The organism is Terracoccus sp. 273MFTsu3.1, from assembly GCF_000383675.1.
Classification (GTDB): Bacteria; Actinomycetota; Actinomycetes; order Actinomycetales; family Dermatophilaceae; genus Terrabacter.
The window spans coordinates 342,987-362,477 of sequence record NZ_KB911821.1; the positions used below are offsets into that span (position 1 = coordinate 342,987).

Consider the following 19,491-nt stretch of genomic DNA (forward strand, 5'->3'; position numbering starts at 1 on the left):
CTCAGTCCTCCCGCTCCCAGACCGGCGCCTCGTGGCGCGCCGCCTGGATCATGTCGTTGCTGACACCGGCCGGCACCATCGGCCACACCATGGCGTCCCGGTGCACGATGAAGTCGATGACGACCGGGCGGTCGTTGGTCTCGAGCGCCTGCTTGATGACGGCGTCGACCTCCTCGGGCGTCTCGGCCCGCAGGCCGAGGCAGCCGTACGCGTCGGCGAGCTTGACGAAGTCGGGCACGCGCTGGCTCATCGGCTGCAGGTCGGTGTTGGAGTAGCGCTCGTTGTAGAAGAGGGTCTGCCACTGCCGGACCATGCCGAGCGAGCTGTTGTTGATGATCGCGACCTTGATCGGGATGTTGTTGATGACGCAGGTGGCGAGCTCCTGGTTCGTCATCTGGAAGCAGCCGTCGCCGTCGATGGCCCAGACCGTGCGCTCGGGCTCGGCGACCTTGGCGCCCATGGCCGCCGGGACCGAGAAGCCCATCGTGCCGAGGCCACCGGAGTTGATCCACGCGTTCGGGCGTTCGTACTTGACAAACTGCGCGGCCCACATCTGGTGCTGGCCGACACCTGCCACGTAGGTCGCCTCCGGTCCGGTGAGTGCACCGATCCGCTCGATGACGTACTGCGGCGAGAGCGTGCCGTCCTCACTGTCGGTCCAGCCGAGCGGGAACGTCCGCTTCCAGTCGGCGACCCGATCGCGCCAGTCGGCGTAGTCCCAGGCATCGGTGTCGTCGTCCGCCGTCGCTCGGTCGAGCGTGATCTGCTCGATGAGGTCCTTGATGACCTCGCCCACGTCCCCGACGATCGGCACGTCGGCGATGCGGTTCTTGGAGATCTCGGCGGGGTCGATGTCGGCGTGGATCACCTTGGCGTGCGGGGCGAACGTCGAGAGCTGGCCGGTGACGCGGTCGTCGAAACGGGCACCGAGCGCGATGAGCAGGTCGGACTTCTGCAGGCCCGTCACCGCGGCGACCGTGCCGTGCATGCCGGGCATGCCGAGGTTGAGCGGCTCGCTGTCGGGCACCGTGCCACGCGCCATGAGGGTCGTCACGACGGGGATGCCGGTCAGCTCGACGAGCCGGCGCAAGGCGTCGCTGGCGCGGGCGCGCACGACGCCGCCGCCGACGTAGAGGACGGGCCGCTTGGCCGCCGCCATGAGGCGCGACGCCTCACGGATCTGCTTGCCGTGCGGACGGAGCACGGGACGGTAGCCGGGCAGGTCGATCTGCGGCGGCCAGCTGAAGGTCGTCGTCGCCTGGAGCGCGTCCTTGCTGATGTCGACGAGGACCGGGCCGGGGCGGCCCGTGCTCGCGACGTGGAACGCCTCGGCGATCGCCTGCGGGATCTTCGCCGGGTCGGTCACGAGGTAGTTGTGCTTCGTGATCGGCATCGTGATGCCGCGGATGTCGGCCTCCTGGAAGGCGTCCGTGCCGATGGCGCCGCTCGCGACCTGACCGGTGATGGCGACGACGGGCACGGAGTCCATGTGCGCGTCGGCGAGCGGCGTCACGAGGTTCGTCGCGCCGGGCCCCGAGGTCGCCATGCAGACGCCGACCCTGCCGGTCGCCGACGCGTACCCCTCGGCCGCGTGGCCGGCACCCTGCTCGTGGCGCACGAGGATGTGACGGACCTTCTTGGAGTCGAGCATCGGGTCGTAGGCGGGCAGGATCGCGCCGCCGGGGATCCCGAAGACCGTGTCGCAGCCGATGGCCTCGAGGGAGAGTACGAGCGCCTGCGCCCCGGTGACCTCACGGGCCGGCGTGACGGGCCCGACGGGCTTGGCCTCCGCCGCGGGTCGGGGACGGGCCAGGGAGGCCACGTCGGCGGGCGAGGGCGCCTGCTTCGTCGTGTCGCTCACGATCTCTTCCTTGTCTCGAGCACTGCATGGTGATGCCGGTTCGGGCTGACTCCAGCCACAAAAAAACCCTCCGGTCCCGCGGTGGGACGGAAGGGAGCGCGCTGACCGTTCGAGCTGGTCGGCGCGCTAGGGAAGTACGAGGAGTCGGGCCACGTGACAACCGTCCTACCAAGCCCCAGCGGTGTCAATCGACCATCTCACGCGTCTCAACATGTGACCTCGTGATCTCACCCACTGTCACCACGAGGCCCGTGCCCCCAGCCGAGGGCCCGGGCGCGAAAGTCGGTTGTCGTCGGCGCGACCGGCTCGGGACACTGGCCGGCATGACGAGCACCGTGGCCGACCTCCTGCCCGCCCTCGGCCTGCGGGTCGTCGCCGGACCGGTCGAGCTGCGCGGTCTGGGCGACGACGACCTCGGGACGCTCGCCGACCTCGCGGCCGAGGGCATCCACCCCGCCGACCGGATGCCCTTCTACCACCCCTGGACCGACACCGACCCGGACACGCTCCGCCGTCGGATGGCTCAGTACCAGTGGCGCTGCCGGGCCGACTTCTCCCCGGAGAGCTGGGAGCTGAACCTCGGCGTCTGGCACGAGGGCACGCTCGTCGGGACGCAGGGGATCTCGACGCGCGACTACCTCGTGACCCGAACGGGCGAGACCGGCTCGTGGCTGGGTCTGGCCCACCAGGGCAAGGGCATCGGCACGATGATGCGTCGCGCGATCTGCGCCTTCGCCTTCGACCACCTCGACGCCGAGGAGGTCACGTCGGGCGCCTTCACGGACAACGCGGCGTCGCTCGCCGTGAGCCGCAAGGTGGGCTACCGGCTCGGCGGCCAGAAGCGGCTGCGCCGCCGCGAGGGCGAGCTGGCCGTCAACCAGCAGCTCGTGCTGCTGCCCGAGGACCTCGTGCGCGGGGACCATCCCGTGACCGTCGAGGGCCTGCCGGCCTTCCGCCGCTCGATCGGCCTCGACACCGAGGACTCCCCCGACCGATCCCCCGACCGATCACCCGACTCCACCGAGGAGACCCCATGACCACCGAGACGTCGGGCGACCTGACGCCGCGGACCGGCACGCACCAAGCCGTGCCGCTGCACCTTCCCGAGACCGTCAGCACCCTGACGACCCGCCCGCTGGCGCAGGACGACGCGGCGGCCGTCACCGCGCTCATGGCCGCGTGCGAGCTGCACGACGTCGGCGAGGTCCTCATCGAGGAGGCTGACATCGTCGGCGACTGGCAGCGCCCCGCCTTCGACCTCGCCACGCAGTCGGTCGGCGTGCTCGACGGCGACCGGCTCGTCGCGTACGCAGAGGTCTACAAGGGGCGCTGGGCCGACGCGGCCGTCGCACCGACCCACCGGGGGCTGGGCCTCGGGACTGCTCTGTCGCGCTGGACCCGAGCCGTCGGCGCGCGTGACGGGGGCACCGTCGTCGGCCAGCCGGTGCCCGGCGACTCGGCGGGCGAGCGCCTCCTCTCGGCCCTCGGCTACCGCACCCTCTGGACGTCGTGGGTGCTCGAGCTGCCGGCCGGGCAGGCGATCGAGCCGCAGCCCGTCCCGGAGGGGTATGCCGTCCGCGAGCCGCGCGACGAGGACGACCTCCGCGCGACGTGGACGGTCAACGAGGACGCCTTCCTCGAGTGGTCCGAACGCGAACGCTCGACCTTCGAGGAGTGGACGGCCACCGTCTCCCGACGCCCCGGCTACGAGCCGTGGCAGCTTCGGCTCATGGTCGACGCCTCCGACACCGTCGTCGGGATGGCCTTCGTCGTCGTGTCGAGCGGCTGCGCCTACGTCGACAAGCTCGCGGTGCGCCGCGACGAGCGCGGCAAGGGTCTGGCCAGGGCGCTGCTCGTCGACGCGTTCGAGGTCGCCCGTGCGCACGGTGGCGAGCGGTCCGAGCTGTCGACCGATTCCCGCACCGGCGCCCTCGGCCTCTATGAGAAGGTCGGCATGCAGGTCACGTCGGTGTGGCGCCACTGGGCGGCCGACGTGACACCGGAACCGGGGGCCGCACCAGCCTGAGGAGACGCCGTGGAGCAGCACACGAGCATCGACATCGACGCCCCGGTCGCCCGCGTGTGGGCCGTGATGCGCGACGTCGAGCGCTGGCCCGAGTGGACCGCGTCGGTGCGGTCGGTGACGCTGCTGGACGACGGGCTGCGGGTCGGGGCGCGGGCCCGCATCGACCAGCCGCGGATCCCGACGACGGTCTGGACCGTCACCGGACTCACCGAGGGGCACGACTTCACGTGGGAGGCGGGCGGGCCCGGGACGCTGACGACCGGACGCCACGGCGTCGAGGCGACGGGCCCCGGCACGTGCCGGGCGACGCTCTCGATCACCCAGTCCGGCTGGCTCGGCGCGGTCGTCGGGCGCGGCTACCGCTCGCTCACCGACCGCTACCTCGCGATGGAGGCCGCGGGTCTCAAGGCGCGCGCCGAGGCGCCGACGCCCGGCGAGAACCCCTAGCTCCCCGACGCCCCGCGCTGGCGCAACGCACCGAGAAGGTCCCGACGCACCGGGATCGGAAGCCGGTGCGTCGTGACCTTCTCGGTGTGTTGCGGGGTCACGACGTGAGCACGGGGTTCGCGTCCGAGGCCGCGACGTCGCCCGGTGCGAGCCCGGGCAGCCACGAGGCGAGGTCGTTGGCCTGCGACGAGTTGGCCGGTTCGAGCACCGACAGTCCGTCGGCGAACCAGATGACGGTCATGACCTCCCGCATCCGGTCCGAGGAGTTGCCGAGGGCCTTGTGCACCGTCCAGCCCGAGTGGAAGGACGCGTCGCCGGCACGCATCGCGACGGGTTCGTCGACGACGAGGCGGCGCTCCGTGAGCAGCCGGTCGAAGTGGTCCTCCGACGCGTCGGAGATGCCGATGTCGCTGAGCGGCCCGTCGACGTGGCTGCCGGAGGCGAAGGCGAGCCCGCCGTGGGCGGGCGTGATGTCGACGAGCGGCATCCACATGGTCAGGCACCGCGAGCCGTCCAGCGGCCAGTACATCGCGTCCTGGTGCCAGGGCGTGTAGCCCCCGCCGGGCTCCTTGAAGAGGGCCTGGTCGTGGTAGAGCCGCACCTTCGGGACGCCGAGCAGGCGGGCTGCCACGCCGGCGAAGCGGGATGCCATGACGAAACGCGCCACGTCCTCGTCGTGCCGCCAGAGGTTCATCACTTGGAGGAACGCCATGCCGTAGCTGTCGCGCTCGGCGAGCGGCCGGGTCTCGGTGCTGAGGCGCTCGACGGCCGCCGCCACCGGCACGCGGTAGGCCGCGGCCTCCTCGTAGGTGGCCACCTGCGTCAGCCGAACGTGGCCGTTCGCGCGGTACGCCGCGACGGCATCATCGGAGACGGGGTATGCCGTGGTCAGCGCGGGCAGCAGGTCGGTGGGCATGTTGCGGCTCGTCCTCCGTGGATCGTGAACGACCCGAGCGGTCGTCGCAGGTCCAAGAACACCAGTCCACCTCGGGCCAGACCCGGAACATCATGGTCACAGGGGAACGATCTGGTTCGATGACCTCATGGACGAGGGGGCAGCGCACGGCGACGGCGCTCGACGCGTGCCGTCCGGCCGGCTCGGGGAGGTGCTCGTGGCCGGACGCATCACGGGCGGCAGCGGGCTACCCGTGGGCACGACGCGGCGTCACCCGACGTGGGGCCTGACCTTCGTCACCGCGGGCACGGGCCGCTACCGGGACGCGACCCACGACGAGCCCCTGGGCCCCGGCTCCCTCGTCGTCGTGCACCCCGGGCACCCGCACTGGTACGGCGCCGACCGCGCCGGCTGGGACGAGCTCTTCGTGGTCTTCGACGGGGTCGCGTTCGAGCTGGCTCGGCGACGTGGGGCGCTCACGCCCGACCACCCCCTCGTGCACGCTCTGGTGGTCGCCCGGTGGCGCCGCCGGTTCGCGGCCTTCGGCGAGCGAACCCGTCCGACGTCCGTTGCCGGACGAGACGCCGAGGCCCTCGACCTGCTCACGGCCCTGCTCGAGGCGATCGCGACCGGAGGTGCGGGCAGAGGTCCTCGCGCCCCGGCGAGCAGCGACTGGCTCGATCGCTCCCTCGAGCTGCTCGACCGCGACCTCGACGAGCCGCTGGACCTGCCGTCCGTGGCCGAGGAGGTCGGGATGGCCTACGGGACGTGGCGCCGCCGGTTCCGGTCGGAGACCGGCACGAGCCCCTACGCCCACCGCGCCGCACGCCGGCTCGAGGCCGCGACCGACCTGCTCGTCCACACCGGGCTCGGCGTCCGGGACATCGCTGCGGCAACCGGTTTCAGCGACGAGCGACACCTCATCCGCCGGTTCCGCGAGCACACCGGGGTGACGCCCCGCGCCTTCCGCGACGCCGGACACTGACCCGGCCACCCGGCATACGCCATCGGCCGCCCCACCGAGGGGCGAGGTGACGGCGCACCCACCCGGGCGTCGCCGTCACCTCGACCCGAGCGAGGGTCAGCCGCAGACGGCGCCTCGGCTGGCGCTGCCGACGAGCTTGCGGTACTTCGCGAGCACGCCGCGGGTGTACTTCGGCTCGGGGTGCGTGACGCCGGCCGCGCGGCGACGCTCCATCTCGTCGTCGTCGACGAGCACGTCCAGCGTGCCGTTCGCGACGTCGAGGCGGATCGTGTCGCCGTCGTGGACGAAGGCGATGGGCCCGTCGTCGACGGCCTCGGGGGCGATGTGGCCGACGCAGAGTCCGGTCGTGCCGCCGGAGAAGCGACCGTCCGTGAGCAGGAGGACGTCCTTGCCGAGGCCGGCGCCCTTGATGGCGCCGGTGACGGCGAGCATCTCGCGCATCCCGGGACCACCCTTGGGGCCCTCGTAGCGAATGACGACGACGTCGTTCTTCTCGAGCGAGCCCTGCTCGACGGCGTCCATCGCAGCGCGCTCGCCGTCGAAGACGCGGGCAGTGCCCTCGAAGACGGACTCGTCGAAGCCCGCCGACTTCACGACGGCACCCTCGGGCGCGAGCGACCCGGTGAGGATCGTCAGGCCACCGGTCTTGTGGATCGGCGTCGCCATCTCGCGGATGACACGGCCGTCGATGTGCGGCGGGTTGATGGCGTCGAGGTTCTCGGCCATCGTGCGGCCCGTCACGGTGAGGCAGTCGCCGTCGAGCAGTCCGGCCTCGAGGAGGGTCTTCATGACGACGGGGATGCCGCCGATGTGGTCGATGTCCTTCATGACGAAGCTGCCGAACGGCTTGACGTCGGCCAGGTGCGGCACCTTCGCACCGATGCGCCGGAAGTCCTCGATCGTCAGGTCGACCTCGGCCTCGTGGGCGATCGCCAGCAGATGGAGCACGGCGTTCGTCGAGCCCCCGAAGGCCATGACGACGGCGATGGCGTTCTCGAAGGCCGGCTTCGTCATGATGTCGCGTGCGGTGATGCCCTTGCGGAGCAGCTCGACGACCGCCTCCCCCGACTTGCGGGCGTACATGTCGCGCCGGCGGTCGGTCGCGGGCGGCGCCGCCGAGCCGGGGATCGACATGCCGATGGCCTCGGCCACGGCAGCCATCGTGTTGGCGGTGTAGAAGCCGCCGCAGGCGCCCTCGCCCGGGCAGATCGCCCGCTCGATGGCGTCGACGTCCTCGAGCGACATCTTCCCGGCGTTGCACGCCCCGACCGCCTCGAAGGCGTCGATGATCGTGACCTCCTTCTCGGTGCCGTCGGAGAGCTTGGCGATGCCGGGCAGGATCGTGCCGGCGTAGAGGAAGACCGACGCGAGGTCGAGGCGCGCGGCAGCCATGAGCATGCCCGGCAGCGACTTGTCGCAGCCGGCGAGCAGCACTGACCCGTCGAGGCGCTCGGCGTTCATGACCGTCTCGACGGAGTCGGCGATGATCTCGCGGGAGACGAGGCTGAAGTGCATGCCCTCGTGGCCCATCGAGATGCCGTCGGAGACCGAGATCGTGCCGAACTCGAGCGGGTAGCCACCACCGGCGTGCACGCCGTCCTTGACCGCCTTGGCCAGCCGGTCGAGCGAGAGGTTGCAGGGCGTGATCTCGTTCCACGAGCTCGCGACGCCGATCTGCGGCTTGACCCAGTCGTCGTCACCGAGGCCTACAGCCCGGAGCATCCCCCGCGCGGCGGTCTTCTCGAGACCGTCGGTGACGTCGCGGCTGCGGGGCTTGATGTCAGGCGTCTGCGTCATGCGAGCAGCATAGAACCGTGTCCGCTGGGTGGACACCGCATCTCACAGCCTGAGCCCGTGCGTGGCCGGGCCGGGGCGCCCCTCAGTCCTCGTGGCCACGGCTGACGTGGAACCGCGCCAGCTCGCACGTGCCGAGGTCGAGGTCGGCCCAGTCCCCCGCGTAGCGCAGGACCGCGAGACCGCTCGTGACGAAGCCCTCCCCGAGGGCCTCGTGCGCCTCGCGCGAGCCCTCGCCGTCGGTGAGCAGACTCGTCAGCTGCGCCATCGTCGGGTTGTGGCCGACGACGAGGACGGTCGAGGTGTCACCGGCGTCCTCGCGCACGGTCTCGAGCGTCTGCTCGGAGCCGCCGAGGTAGACGCTGCGACGGAACTCGACGAACTCCGTGTGCGCGCCGCCTCGGCACGCCTCCTCCCACGTCTGCCGCGTGCGCTGCGCGGTCGAGCAGATGACCAGGTCGGGCACGAGGCCTTCGGCATGGAGCCACTTGCCCGCCGCCTTGGCGTCCCGGCGACCTCGGGCCGCGAGCTCGCGGTCGTGGTCGACCTTGCCGGCTCCTTCCTCGGCCTTGGCGTGACGCATGAGGATGAGGGTCTTCTCTCTCGAGGCGCTGCTCATGACTCCGAGCATGCTCCGGACCGGCCGCGTTGTCAGCCCGGATCGCTCAGAGGCTCAGCTCGGGCTTGATCCGCGACGCCGTCCACATCCTCGAGCGCCGGGCGGCGACCGTCGACACGGCGAGGGCACCGACGAGGTATGCCGTGAGCACCGCGATGCTGCCCGGCACCGGACCGAGGTCGGCGCCGTACATGAGCCGGCGGAGCCCGTCGATCGCGTACGTCATCGGTACGACGTGGTGGATGGCCTGGAGCGGCGCGGGCAACGTCTGCCAGGGGAACGTGCCGCCTGCGCTGACGAGCTGGACGACCATGAGGACGAGGCCGAGGAACTTCCCGACGGCCCCGAGCCGTGCGGCGAGGGCGTGCAGGATCGCGACGAACGTCATGGACACGAAGACGAGGAAGAGGAAGGCGAGCACCGGATGGGCGATCCGGATGTCGACGCCCCTGCCGACGACGAGCACGAGTGCCGCGGCCTGGAGCACACCGACGAGCGCCGGTGCGAGCCAGCCGCCGACGGCCGTGCGGACCGATCGCTGGCTCGTCGCGAGGGCACGCGTCGACAGGGGCCGGACGAAGAGGAAGAGGACGTAGGCGCCGATCCAGAGCGCGAGGCTCATGAAGAACGGCGCGAGCCCGGCGCCGTAGGAGCCCGCCGACGACAGGGAGTCGGACGAGACGCCGACGGGGTTGCCGATCGTCTGCGCCATCGCCTTGCGCTGGGCGTCGGAAGGGTCGGGCACGGCGTCACGGCCCTTGACGAGACCGGCGTGCAGGTCCGTGGCGCCCTTGACGAGCGAGTCGAGCCCCGAGGCGAGGGAGGTCGCGCCCGACGAGAGCTGGTCGGCACCGGTGGAGGCTTTCGTCGCGCCGGACGCGAGCGCGCTCGACCCGGTCTTGAGCTGGTCGAGACCGGTCGCGAGCGTGCTCGCACCCTCGCGGACCTGGACGGCGCCGGAGTGGGCCGCGGCGATGCCACTCGTCAGGGCCGGCGTGGCCGAGGCGAGCGTCCGGGCGCCGGTCGCGACCTGGTCGGCGCCCTTGGAGAGTCTGGTCAGGCTGCCCGAGGCCGACTGGATCGTGCTGTCAGCTGTGTCGACATAGCCGTCGATGACGTCGAGCCGCGACTCGACGACGGCGACCTGGGCGTCGGTGAGGCCCTGGGCGCGCAGGGCCGACAGGAAGCTCGACCGGTCGGCGGCGACCCGGCTCTTGAGCTGGGTCGACGCGGTCGCGGCCTTGCTGCCGTAGGAGGCGATGGTCCGGTTGCCCGCGGCGACCTGCTCGGCGCCGTCGGCGAGACGGTCCGTCTGGGCCGGCAGGTTGGCGGTGCGGGACTGCAGCGTGGCGAGCCCGGAGGCGAGTTGGCCGGCGCCCGCCTCGAGGCTGTCGGCACCGGAGGCCGCCTGGCCCACGCCGGTGTCGAGACGCCTGGCCCCAGAGGCGAGGTCCTCGAGGCCGGTCGCGAGGGTGCGGGCCCCGCTCGCGAGCTTCTTGGCGCCGTCGTCGGCCTTGACGGCCCCGGCCCGCAGCTGCTCTGAGCCGTCGGCGGCCTTGACGAGCTGGTCGTGGACGTCGCTGAAGCCGAGGAGCAGCTTGCTGGCCGCGGTCCGGCTCACCTCGCTCGCGACCGATGACGTCACCTGCTTGATGACCTGGTTGCCGATGGTCGAGGTCATGTAGTTGTTGGCGTCGTTCGTCTCGAGCACGACCGTGGCCTGCCGCGGCCGGAACTCGGCGGTCGACGCCAGGTCGGCCGAGAAGGTCCGAGGGAGGATGACGGCGAAGGCGTAGGTCCCGTCGTCGACCCCGCGCATCGCCTCCTCGTGCGAGACCCGGTGCCAGTCGAAGGACTTCGAGTCGACGAGCTGGTCGGCGACCTGCCCGCCGACCTGCAGCTTCTCCCCCGTGCTGAGGGTGGTGCCGGTGTCGTCGCTCACGACGGCCGCAGGCACCTGGGGGAAGCCGCCGTACGGGTCGTGGTTGGCGTAGAGGTAGAGACCGCCGTAGAGCGTGGGGATGAGCACGAGGGCAGCGAGGGCGAGCCGGGCCAGTCGCGAGCTCGTGAGGCGGCGCAGCTCGGCGACCGCGAGGCGGACGGGGTTCATGCCGAGGGCTCCTTCGGGGTGGTTGTGGTGACGGCCTGCGGGTCGGGCGTCGTCGCCGGCTCGGTCTCGGTCGACGGCTCAGTGCCGGTCTCGGGCTCGGTCGGGGACGCCGGCTCGGCCTCGGCCTCGGGCTCGGTCGGGGACGCCGGCTCGGCCTCGGCCTCGGGCTCGGTCGCCGGGTCGGGCGCCGTCTCGGTTGCCGGTTCTGGCTCGGGTTCTGGCGCGAGCTCTGGGTCGGGATCGGGCTGCCTGGACGCGAGCTCCGGCCGCGGCGCGGCCTCGGCCTCGGTTTCCATCTCGACCTCGACGGGGGGCGGCAGCGTGGACACGAGGGCAGCTGTCGTCAGGACGATGACGGCGAAGCCCTCCAGGGCGAGCCGGTGGCAGGTCTGGAGCCAGACGGCGTGGTCCCCGCCGTGTCGCTCGGCACCGGCGAGGACGAGGACGCGTACGTGGGGGTGGAGGGCTCCGAGCTCGAGCAGCAGGCTCGTGCGCACGCCGGCGGGCAGCTGCTCCCAGGGCACGTCGGAGCGGTCGGCGACGTCGTGGTCGGCCAGGAACGTGGCGACGGCCGAGCGGGAGGCGGGATGCTCGGCGAGCGCGAGCTCCTCCTGCACGACGGCCCGCACCGTCAAGGAGTCCTCGGGGGCCGTCACGTCGGCGACGTCGACGAGCCGGGTGCGCAGCTGCAGCTCTGCTCGCTCCGCGACCCCGCCGATGCTGACCCGTCCGCGCAGCAGGGAGACCCTGCCTCCGATCGCGAGGGCGAGTGCGACCTGGGGGATGCCCGGGTCGGTCGGGACGAAGGTGACGACACCTGCCGGCGCCTCGAAGCTCACGTGCTCGACGAACGGCTCGTGCGTTCCGGCGACGCTGACGTCGTCGACGACGACCGTGCGTCGGTCGGGGTCCGTGGGTCGTGCTGAGCTGGAAGTGGTCACCCCTCGAGTATGCTCCGATACGAGGTTGTATTCAATTCGAGGTTGTATCCTTGCCGTATGCCGTCCGCCACAGCACCGTCCACCGCTCCACGCATCAGCGCGCGTCGCCAGGCCACGCGCGACCGCGTCCTCGAGGCCGCGAGCGAGGTCTTCGCCGAGCGCGGGTTCCACGGCGCCACGGTCGAGGACATCTGCGAGCGCGCCGGCTTCACGCGAGGCGCCTTCTACTCCAACTTCAGCTCCAAGGACGACCTCGTCGTCGAGCTCTCCCGACGCCACTCGGAGGCGCTCGTCGACCGGATCCGCCGCGCGAGCAAACGCGAGCACGCGAGCGCCGACGAGGTGCTCCGCGACGTCTTCGCGGCGCTCGCCGACGACAGCCGAGAGCGCTGGCTCGTCCTCACGACCGAGTTCACCCTCCACGCCATCCGTGACCCCGACGCGCGACGCACCTGGGCTGCTCAGCAGCGTCGGGTCCGCGACGAGCTGGTGTCCGTCGTCGACGAGGCCGTGTCGCGACAGGGGCTCACCCTGCCCATCCCCACCGACCTCTTTGTCCGCGCCGCGATCGCCCTTGCCCAGGGTTCGATGACCCAGCGGCTCGTCGAACCGCGCTCCCTCGCGGTCGGAGGGCTCGAGCGCACCGTCCTGCCCGTCCTCCTCGGCGTCGGTCGCTGACCACCGCCGGACCGAGGCGGTCGGCCCGAGCCGGCACGAACGACGGTGGCCCCCTCCGTGGGGAGGGGGCCACCGCGGGGGTGGACGGCCGGGGGTATCTGCGCCCACCCCGGGGAGGAGTCAGTTCAGCCGCACGGTGAACGGGGAGGAGACACCGCCCAGCTCCGACTCGACGACGACCGTGGCACCCTGGGTCGCGACGGGTCCGGTGGCGGGCCGGATCGAGAACCCACCGGCAGCGTCGACGACCGCTGATCCGATGACCGTCCCGCTCACCCCACCCAGGTGCGCCGTCACCCGCTGTCCCGCCACGACGCTGCTCGTGCCGTCGATGCGCCACTGGCCCTTGAAGCGCGCCGTCGTCACGACCACGGTGTCGGAGGTGGGCGTCACCACCACGTCGTCCGTCGACGAGAGGGCCCCCGTGGCGTCGCGCACCGTGAGCCGGAACGTCAGCGGACCCGCGTTGCCGTCCGAGGCGTGGAAGAGCGGGAAGGTGAACGTCGGTCGGGCGGAGGCGGCGCCGGAGAGCGTCACCGCGGGCCTCGTGGGGCCGGCCACCTGCGCCCAGGCATAGGTCGCGGCTCCCTGCGACGCCCCACCGTCGAGGGTCACGACGGTCCCTCGCCGCACCGTCTGGTCGGACCCGGCGCTCGCGACGACGACCGTCACCGGCGGCGTGACCGTGACGGTGACCGTGGCCCGGTCGCTCGTACCCCCGGGTCCGGTCACGGTGAGGGCGAGCTCGTAGTCGCCCGGAGCGTCAGGGGCCGTGAAGGACGCCACGGCGCTGTTCGGCGAGGTCAGGGATATGCCTTCGGGGCTCTCCCACGCATACGACAGGATCGTGCCGCGGGACGAGGACCCGTCGAGCGTGACGACCTGTCCCGGCTGGACCGTCTGGTCGGGTCCGGCCTGGGCCCTGACCGGGATCGGGTCCGTGGCGGGGCCGGTCACCGTCACCGGGATCGTGACGGCGCCACCGGCGGCAGAGGTGACCGTGACCGTGACGGGTGGCGCCGCGAGCGGGTCGACGACGAGCGTGCCGCCCACGAGGTCACCGAGGCCGACGGCCGTGAGAGTCGGGTCGGCGAACGTGTCGCTCGAGCTGGCTCCGACCGACAGCACGTGCCGGCCCGCATCGAAGACGGCGGTGCCGGACACCCGGTCGACGACGGCGACGGTCTTGCGCGAGGGCGGCACGTCGCCGACGTTCGAGACCTGGACGCGGGTCGGCAGCCCGTCGGCGGCGACCCGGGCGAAGTACCGCCCGTCGCCCCCGGTCAGGGCCGTGGCGGCGAAGCCGACGACGCTCGAGGCGTCGCCGACCTCGATGGCCTGCAGCTCCCCGGGCTCCGACGAGGCGAAGACGTCGACGAGCGAGGCACCGCCGGACGAGCGGGCGTAGGTCGCGGCGTCGGCCGACACGCCGGAGGTCGTCGCCACCTTCCCCTGGACGGTGAAGAGGTCCGTCTCGATGCAGTCGGTGACCGGCCCGGCCACGGTCGGGCACGCGTCGGTCGTCGCGGACGGGTTGACGGCCGGCCCCTGGATCCGGAAGACGTTCGTGCCGTACGGGCTGCCCTTGATCCGGTGGTCGGTGATGCCATCGCCGACGTAGGTGTCGCCCTTGAGCGCGGGGTCCGTCCGCGTGCCGAACGTGTCCCACGTCAGGAACGGCCCGATGCGGCCGCCCAGGGCTCCGGAGAAGTCGCCCGGCGCACCGATGCCGATGTCCTCGGTGTCGAAGATCAACCCGTCGCGGTTGGCCTTGAGGGTCTTGGTCCCCACGGGGGTCGTGAACGTGTAGTCGGTGCCGTTGCGGACGTTCGTCATCTTGATCCGCGTCCGCGCGAAGACGACCTGCTCGCCGTCGACGACCGGCCCTGCGGAGAACGCTCCTTCGAGGGCCATGTCGAGGCGCGCGACGCCGGCGCTCGCCGTGTCGACCTGGGCGCCGGTCAGCGAGTAGAACGCCTCGTCCGGGTAGTTGTCAGGAAAGGCGACGGGCGCCGTCTCGTCTGGCAGGTCGCCTCGAGCGGGGCACAGGGGGTCGGCGGCGGCGACGCACAGCTCGAGCCGCAGCCCGTTCTTGTCCTTGTACCAGGTGGGGTAGCCGTTGGTCGCGCTCACGGGCCCGACGGCCGCGAGGCCCGGCCCGGGGGTACCGCCGACGACGGCGGCGGATGCGCTGACACCGATGACGACCGGGAGGCCGATGACTGCGGCGAGCGCCGCTGCGGTTGGACGTCTCATGACTTGCCTTCTCACGCGTAGGTCCGGTGACGGGCGCCCGGTACGGGCGTTCCCGTCAGGCTGCGCGCGCGGCCTTGCGGAAACCTTGGGCGCCGGCGCACCTGACCCACAAGGAGATCCCAAGGTCGTCCCGCTGTCCTAGAGACCGTCGGAGTCGATCGAGGAGGAACCATGTCACTGTCGCGTCGTGACCTGTTGAAGCTGGGCGTCGTGGGTGGCGCCGCCCTGGCCCTGCCGCTGGAGCGCACCGTCCGGGCGGGCACGAGCACGCAGAGCCGGCTCGCGAGCAGCCGGCTGCCGAAGCCGTTCACCCTGCCCTTCCGGGTGCCGCCCGTGCTCCAGCCCAGCCGGGTCGACAGCACGACCGACTACTACAAGGTCTACATGAAGCCGATCATGGCCGACGTGGTCCCGGGCCTCAAGACGCCGCTGTGGGGCTACAACGGCAGCGTGCCCGGGCCGACGGTCAAGGTCGCGCAGGGCCGCCGCACCGTCATGCGCCAGGTCAACAACCTGCCGGCGACGCACCCGCTCCTGCGCTACACGCCGTGGACCTCGGTACACCTGCACGGATCGCCGTCGGCCCCGGAGTACGACGGGTACGCCAGCGACATCACGAACCCGGGTCAGTACAAGGACTACGTCTACCCGAACACCCCGACGGCCCGGACGCTCTGGTACCACGACCACGGTCTGCACCACACGGCGGAGAACGTCCTCATGGGCCTGGCCGCGCAGTACCACCTCACGGACCCGCTGGAGCAGTCGTTGCCGATCCCCCACGGCGAGTTCGACGTCCCGTTGATCGTCAGCGACGCGATGTTCGCGACGGACGGGCAGCTCTACTTCGACAACCACGACGAGTCCGGCATGTTCGGCGACGTCGTCCTCGTCAACGGGGTGCCGTGGCCGGTCATGAAGGTCAAGCGGCGCCGCTACCGCTTCCGGCTGCTCAACGCCTCGATCTCACGGTCCTACCGGTGGTCGCTCGACTCCGGGGACCCGTTCGTCGTCATCGCGACGGACGGGGGCCTGATGCCGGAACCCCAGCGGGTCAAGAGCTTCCGGCAGGGCATGGCCGAGCGCTACGAGGTCGTCGTCGACTTCAGCCGCTACCCCGTGGGCCGGCGGGTCGTGCTCGGCAACTCGAGCCCGAAGAACAACATCGACTACGACAACACGAACAAGGTCATGGCCTTCGACGTCGTCGGCGACGACTTCGACCCGGCCGACAACGCCGTTCCCGACCAGCTCAACCCGACCAACCCGGTCATGGCACTGACGGCCGGTGACGCCGTGCGCACCAGGCGGCTCGACCTCGTGCGCAAGAACAGTCAGTGGACGATCAACGGCCACACGTGGGACGACGTCGTGCGCAGCCGGTTCGCACTCGTCGAGGCGAACCCGGCGGAGGGGGACGTCGAGGTGTGGGAGATCCGCAACTCGTCGGGCGGCTGGTTCCACCCGGTCCACATCCACCTCGTGGACTTCCGCGTGCTCGACCGCAACGGCGTCGCGCCGATGGCCCACGAGCTCGGGCCCAAGGACGTCGTCTACGTCGGCGAGAACGAGACGGTGCGCGTCGTCATGCGCTTCGAGGGGCGGGGGAAGTACATGATCCACTGCCACAACCTCGTCCACGAGGACCACGACATGATGAGCCAGTTCGAGGTCGTGGCCGGGGAGTCGACCGACCCGATGAGCGATCCGTGCAGGTCGCTGCCCGAGGACGGTGAGCTGTGACCGCGACGGCCCGCGAGGGCCTTCCCGCAGCCGCGGTCGACGACGAGGGCGAGCCGCTGCGGGCACACCGCTGGCGTACGCCGTCGGTCGAGGCCCGCACGGCCGGCGCACTCCTCGGGGTGGCCGGGCTCGTGCACGTGGTCGTGACACCGGAGCACGTCGACGAGTGGGCACCGGCCGGCGTCTTCTTCGCCGTCGTCGCCACCGCCCAGCTGTGGTTGGGCCAGGCCCTGTGGCGCGGCACCGCGAAGCGGGTCCTTCCCGCTGCGGTGCTCTCGACGGCCGGCCTCATCGCCCTCTACGTCGTGTCCCGCACCGTGGGACTGCCCTTCCACAGCGACGGTGCGGCCGTGTCCGGTGGCGGTCACCACGGCCCCCTGCTCGTGCCGGGCGGCCACGGCAACGGGATGCCGGTCATCCCGGGGTCCGAGGGCGGCTCGACCGTCGAGCCCGTGGGACTGCTCGATGCCGTCTGCGTCACCGCCGAGTTCGCGGCCCTGGCCCTCCTCGTCGGCCTGATGGCCGTGGCCCAGCGCCGGTCCGTCACCAACCTGCTGCTCGCGGTCGGCGTCTGTGGCTGGGTCGCCTGGGCCGCGGTCCGGTTCACGTGAGCCGGCCGATGTCCTCGTCGGGACGGCCGCTGAGAGAGGGCGCGTCGGCAACCGGGACCGTGACTGCCCCCACGACGCCCGAGGTGCCGTCGCCACCGCCAGGTCGTCGTCGTGGCCTCCCACGCGGCTCGCGCCGCGTGGGTCGGACGCTCGCCGTGCTCGCCGTCGGTCTCGCCGTCGGCTCCCACTGGGTGGTCGAGCCGATCCGTGTCTCGTCCGACTCGATGAGCCCGACGCTGTCGCCGGGCGACCACGTGGTCCTGCTCCGCACGCCGTGGGCCGGGACCGTGTCTCGCGGCGACGTGGTCGTCGTCGGCCCCGGGTGGGCCGATCGGGCGGCCGCCACGACGAACGCCGGCGCCGCCCAGGTGCCCACCGGCACGTCGTGGGTCAAGCGCGTCGTCGCGGTCGGCGGCGACGTCGTCGGCCTCGAGGACGGGAGGCTCGTCGTCGACGGCGTCCCGGTGACCGAGCCGTGGGTCGACGAGGAGTCGATGGACGGCGTCTGGTTCGGCCCCGTCGCCGTGCCTGCAGGCGCCGTCTTCCTCATGGGCGACGACCGCGCCCGGTCGGTGGACTCCCGGGCCCTCGGGCCGGCGCTCCTCGACGAGCTCGACGGACGCGTCGTCACGCCGTGGCCGCTCTCCTGACGCCGTCGGCCGGCCGCCCACCCGGAAGGGCCGCCGCCGGCACCACCTCGCTCGCGGCGCGGAGCAGCGACCGGAGGCGCCGGCAGTCCTCCTCGAGGGAGGCGAGCGCCTCGGGCCGCGCGACGCCCCGGGCCCCACGACCGCCGGCCTCGGGCGTGACGGGCAGCCGGCCCGCCCCGTGACCGGTCGCCCCGTGGGCGAGCAGCCGCACGTGCAGGCGCACGACGGCGTCGACGAGGTCGCGCAGCCCGTCGTCGTCCGACGACGTCGCCGCGAGCAGACGCGTGAAGACCGTGCGCAGTCCCGGTCCCGGGTCGCAGCCCAGCTCCTCGGCGAAGACCGAGCGGCAGGTCTCGTACTCCCTCATCGCCTCGGCCTGGCGTCCCTGGCGCTCCAGCGACTCGAGCAGCACCTGCCAGGCCGCCTCGACGAGCAGGTCGCGCTCGATCGCGTCCCGGGCCCAGGCCTCGGCGCGGGACGGGTCGCCCTCGTCCAGCGCCAGCCGCGCGGCGTCGGTGAGGACGCGGAGCACCCGGGAGTGGTGACCGGAGACGTGCTCCTCGAGCCAGGGCAGGTCGCCGTCCACCGGCGCCAGAGGACGCTCGACGAGGGCGAGGGCTGCGGCATACGCGTCGAGCGCATCTGTGCCGGACGTGTCGACCGCACGTGCGGCGGCGACGAGCCGGGTGAACTCGACGACGTCGACGGGCGCCCCGTCCACGTCCCAGCGGTAGCCGCCCGGGACGGTGACGAGCGGCGTCGCGCCGGGGAACACCGTCGCGAGCCGCTTCCGGAGCACACTGACGTACGCCTCCAGCGTGCCGAGTGCACCGGCGGGCGGTCTTCCACCCCAGAGGTACTCGATGAGGCGTCCCTTCGAGACACCCGCACCGGCCTCGAACAGCAGGGCCATGAGCACCTGACGCGCCTTGGCTCCCCCGACGTCGCGCGGGCCGAGGGTGAGGTCCCCGTCTCCCACGACGAGTCCCCCACACAGGCGTACGCGCAGCACAGCAGTTCCGTTCATCACGATCCCCCCTTGCAGAACTCCTCCCATGGTGGGCGCGGCCGGACGACGCCGGACCACCCAGCGGCGGGTGTCCAGACCCCCACTTTTCGAGGGCCGTTTCCCCGCACGCGGGGCCTCCAGCCGTGATACTGGTTCGCGGAGCGGTGCGCCGGGGAGCGCACCGTCCTGACGACGAGGGGGCTCGATGTCGTCCCAGCTGATGCGTGTCCTGGTCGTCGACGACCACCGAACGGTCGCCGACGCCCTGTCGCTCGCCGTGTCCGCGCAACCGGACATGGAGAGCGTCGGCACCGCGGGCGGGGTGGTCGACGCGCTCGCGATCATCGACCGTGCGCTGCCCGACGCGATCGTCATGGACGTGCACCTCGACGACGGTGACGGCATCGAGCTGACCCGCCGCGTCACCGACGACCACCCGCAGGTGCGCGTGGTCGTGCTCACCGCGCACGTGACCCACGCGTTGCTGGCCCGCGCCGCCGAGGCGGGAGCCTCCGCCCTGCTGCCCAAGGGAGGCCCGCTCGGGGAGCTGATCCAGGCGGTGCGCGAGGCCAGTCGCGAGACCTTCGCCGTGCACCCGGTGCTGCTGCGGACGCTCGTCGGCAACGGGCCCCGCAGACCGGGCACCCCGGAGCTGCTGACCGCTCGAGAGCAGCAGGTCCTGGCCCTGCTCGCCCAGGGGCGGGACCCCACGGCCATCGCCCGCACCCTCGGCATCTCGGTGCTCACCTGCCGCGGCTACATCAAGAACATCCTCGTCAAGCTCGACGCGCACAGCCAGCTCGAGGCCGTCATGATCGCTCTGCGGCGCAAGCTGATCCGGCTCGACGATGAGATCTGACCTTGCC

The 19,491-nt window shown here is 72.1% G+C and carries 17 protein-coding genes; 9 read left to right on the plus strand and 8 right to left on the minus strand.

Features of this window, described 5'->3' with window-relative positions:
- Window position 1: 1 nt before the first annotated feature.
- Window positions 2–1,861: an acetolactate synthase large subunit gene (locus H283_RS0107245; RefSeq protein WP_020142852.1), complete on the minus strand. Its 1,860-nt coding sequence runs from the start codon at window positions 1,859–1,861 to the stop codon at window positions 2–4.
- 323 nt (window positions 1,862–2,184) lie between these two features.
- Here H283_RS0107245 and H283_RS0107250 point away from each other — a divergent pair, with 323 nt between their 5' ends.
- Genes H283_RS0107250 through H283_RS0107260 form a run of 3 tightly spaced genes read left to right on the plus strand, consistent with a single transcriptional unit; the run spans window position 2,185 to window position 4,334 of the window.
- Window positions 2,185–2,898, plus strand: a complete 714-nt coding sequence (locus H283_RS0107250; protein WP_020142853.1) for a GNAT family N-acetyltransferase — start codon at window positions 2,185–2,187, stop codon at window positions 2,896–2,898.
- Entirely contained in the window at window positions 2,895–3,887 is a 993-nt protein-coding gene (locus tag H283_RS0107255; protein ID WP_020142854.1) for a GNAT family N-acetyltransferase, read from the plus strand. Before H283_RS0107250 ends, H283_RS0107255 begins: the two co-directional genes overlap by 4 nt.
- 9 nt (window positions 3,888–3,896) lie before the next feature.
- Window positions 3,897–4,334, plus strand: coding sequence for an SRPBCC family protein (locus tag H283_RS0107260; protein ID WP_020142855.1), 438 nt, complete (start codon window positions 3,897–3,899; stop codon window positions 4,332–4,334).
- Between the two features lie 97 nt (window positions 4,335–4,431).
- Here H283_RS0107260 and H283_RS0107265 read toward each other — a convergent pair whose 3' ends face one another.
- The gene (locus H283_RS0107265) at window positions 4,432–5,250 is read right to left on the minus strand and encodes a phytanoyl-CoA dioxygenase family protein (RefSeq protein WP_020142856.1); all 819 of its coding nucleotides are present in this window, start codon (window positions 5,248–5,250) and stop codon (window positions 4,432–4,434) included.
- A 127-nt stretch (window positions 5,251–5,377) separates the two neighbouring features.
- On the opposite strand from H283_RS0107265, the gene H283_RS26535 reads away from it, so the two are divergent.
- Window positions 5,378–6,214: a helix-turn-helix domain-containing protein gene (locus tag H283_RS26535; protein ID WP_020142857.1), complete on the plus strand. Its 837-nt coding sequence runs from the start codon at window positions 5,378–5,380 to the stop codon at window positions 6,212–6,214.
- 96 nt (window positions 6,215–6,310) lie between these two features.
- On the opposite strand, the gene ilvD is transcribed toward H283_RS26535, so the two are convergent.
- The 4 genes from ilvD to H283_RS26540 all read right to left on the minus strand — a co-directional run bounded on the left by ilvD (window position 6,311) and on the right by H283_RS26540 (window position 11,678).
- Window positions 6,311–8,011: a dihydroxy-acid dehydratase gene (gene ilvD, locus H283_RS0107275; RefSeq protein ID WP_020142858.1), complete on the minus strand. Its 1,701-nt coding sequence runs from the start codon at window positions 8,009–8,011 to the stop codon at window positions 6,311–6,313.
- Window positions 8,012–8,093: 82 nt separating this feature from the next.
- The gene (locus H283_RS0107280; protein WP_043648790.1) at window positions 8,094–8,627 is read right to left on the minus strand and encodes a histidine phosphatase family protein; all 534 of its coding nucleotides are present in this window, start codon (window positions 8,625–8,627) and stop codon (window positions 8,094–8,096) included.
- A 46-nt stretch (window positions 8,628–8,673) separates the two neighbouring features.
- Window positions 8,674–10,737 (minus strand): YhgE/Pip domain-containing protein, encoded by a 2,064-nt coding sequence (locus H283_RS0107285; protein WP_020142860.1) that lies wholly within the window; start codon window positions 10,735–10,737, stop codon window positions 8,674–8,676.
- Window positions 10,734–11,678 carry a hypothetical protein gene (locus tag H283_RS26540; RefSeq protein ID WP_020142861.1) on the minus strand — a complete coding sequence of 315 codons (945 nt, stop codon included), beginning with the start codon at window positions 11,676–11,678 and terminating at the stop codon, window positions 10,734–10,736. Before H283_RS26540 ends, H283_RS0107285 begins: the two co-directional genes overlap by 4 nt.
- A 57-nt stretch (window positions 11,679–11,735) precedes the next feature.
- On the opposite strand from H283_RS26540, the gene H283_RS0107295 reads away from it, so the two are divergent.
- On the plus strand, window positions 11,736–12,356 hold the full coding sequence (locus tag H283_RS0107295) for a TetR/AcrR family transcriptional regulator (protein WP_020142862.1): 621 nt from the start codon (window positions 11,736–11,738) through the stop codon (window positions 12,354–12,356).
- 120 nt (window positions 12,357–12,476) lie between these two features.
- Here H283_RS0107295 and H283_RS24340 read toward each other — a convergent pair whose 3' ends face one another.
- A complete protein-coding gene (locus tag H283_RS24340) occupies window positions 12,477–14,612 on the minus strand; it encodes a PKD domain-containing protein (RefSeq protein ID WP_020142863.1) in 2,136 nt (711 codons plus the stop codon).
- 171 nt (window positions 14,613–14,783) lie between these two features.
- On the opposite strand from H283_RS24340, the gene H283_RS0107305 reads away from it, so the two are divergent.
- The 3 genes from H283_RS0107305 (at window position 14,784) to lepB (ending at window position 17,616) form a co-directional block, all read left to right on the plus strand.
- On the plus strand, window positions 14,784–16,355 hold the full coding sequence (locus H283_RS0107305) for a multicopper oxidase family protein (RefSeq protein ID WP_020142864.1): 1,572 nt from the start codon (window positions 14,784–14,786) through the stop codon (window positions 16,353–16,355).
- A complete protein-coding gene (locus H283_RS26545) occupies window positions 16,352–16,966 on the plus strand; it encodes a hypothetical protein (RefSeq protein WP_020142865.1) in 615 nt (204 codons plus the stop codon). The genes H283_RS0107305 and H283_RS26545 overlap by 4 nt, the downstream gene beginning before the upstream one ends.
- A 137-nt stretch (window positions 16,967–17,103) precedes the next feature.
- Window positions 17,104–17,616, plus strand: coding sequence for a signal peptidase I (lepB, locus tag H283_RS24350; protein ID WP_020142866.1), 513 nt, complete (start codon window positions 17,104–17,106; stop codon window positions 17,614–17,616).
- Here the strand turns inward: lepB and H283_RS27600 are convergent.
- Complete coding sequence (locus H283_RS27600) at window positions 17,594–18,643, minus strand: BTAD domain-containing putative transcriptional regulator (RefSeq protein ID WP_196805934.1); 1,050 nt, start codon at window positions 18,641–18,643, stop codon at window positions 17,594–17,596. The two genes, lepB and H283_RS27600, sit on opposite strands and share 23 nt — an antisense overlap.
- Window positions 18,644–18,830: 187 nt before the next feature.
- On the opposite strand from H283_RS27600, the gene H283_RS0107325 reads away from it, so the two are divergent.
- Complete coding sequence (locus H283_RS0107325) at window positions 18,831–19,484, plus strand: response regulator transcription factor (protein WP_020142868.1); 654 nt, start codon at window positions 18,831–18,833, stop codon at window positions 19,482–19,484.
- Window positions 19,485–19,491: the final 7 nt, after the last annotated feature.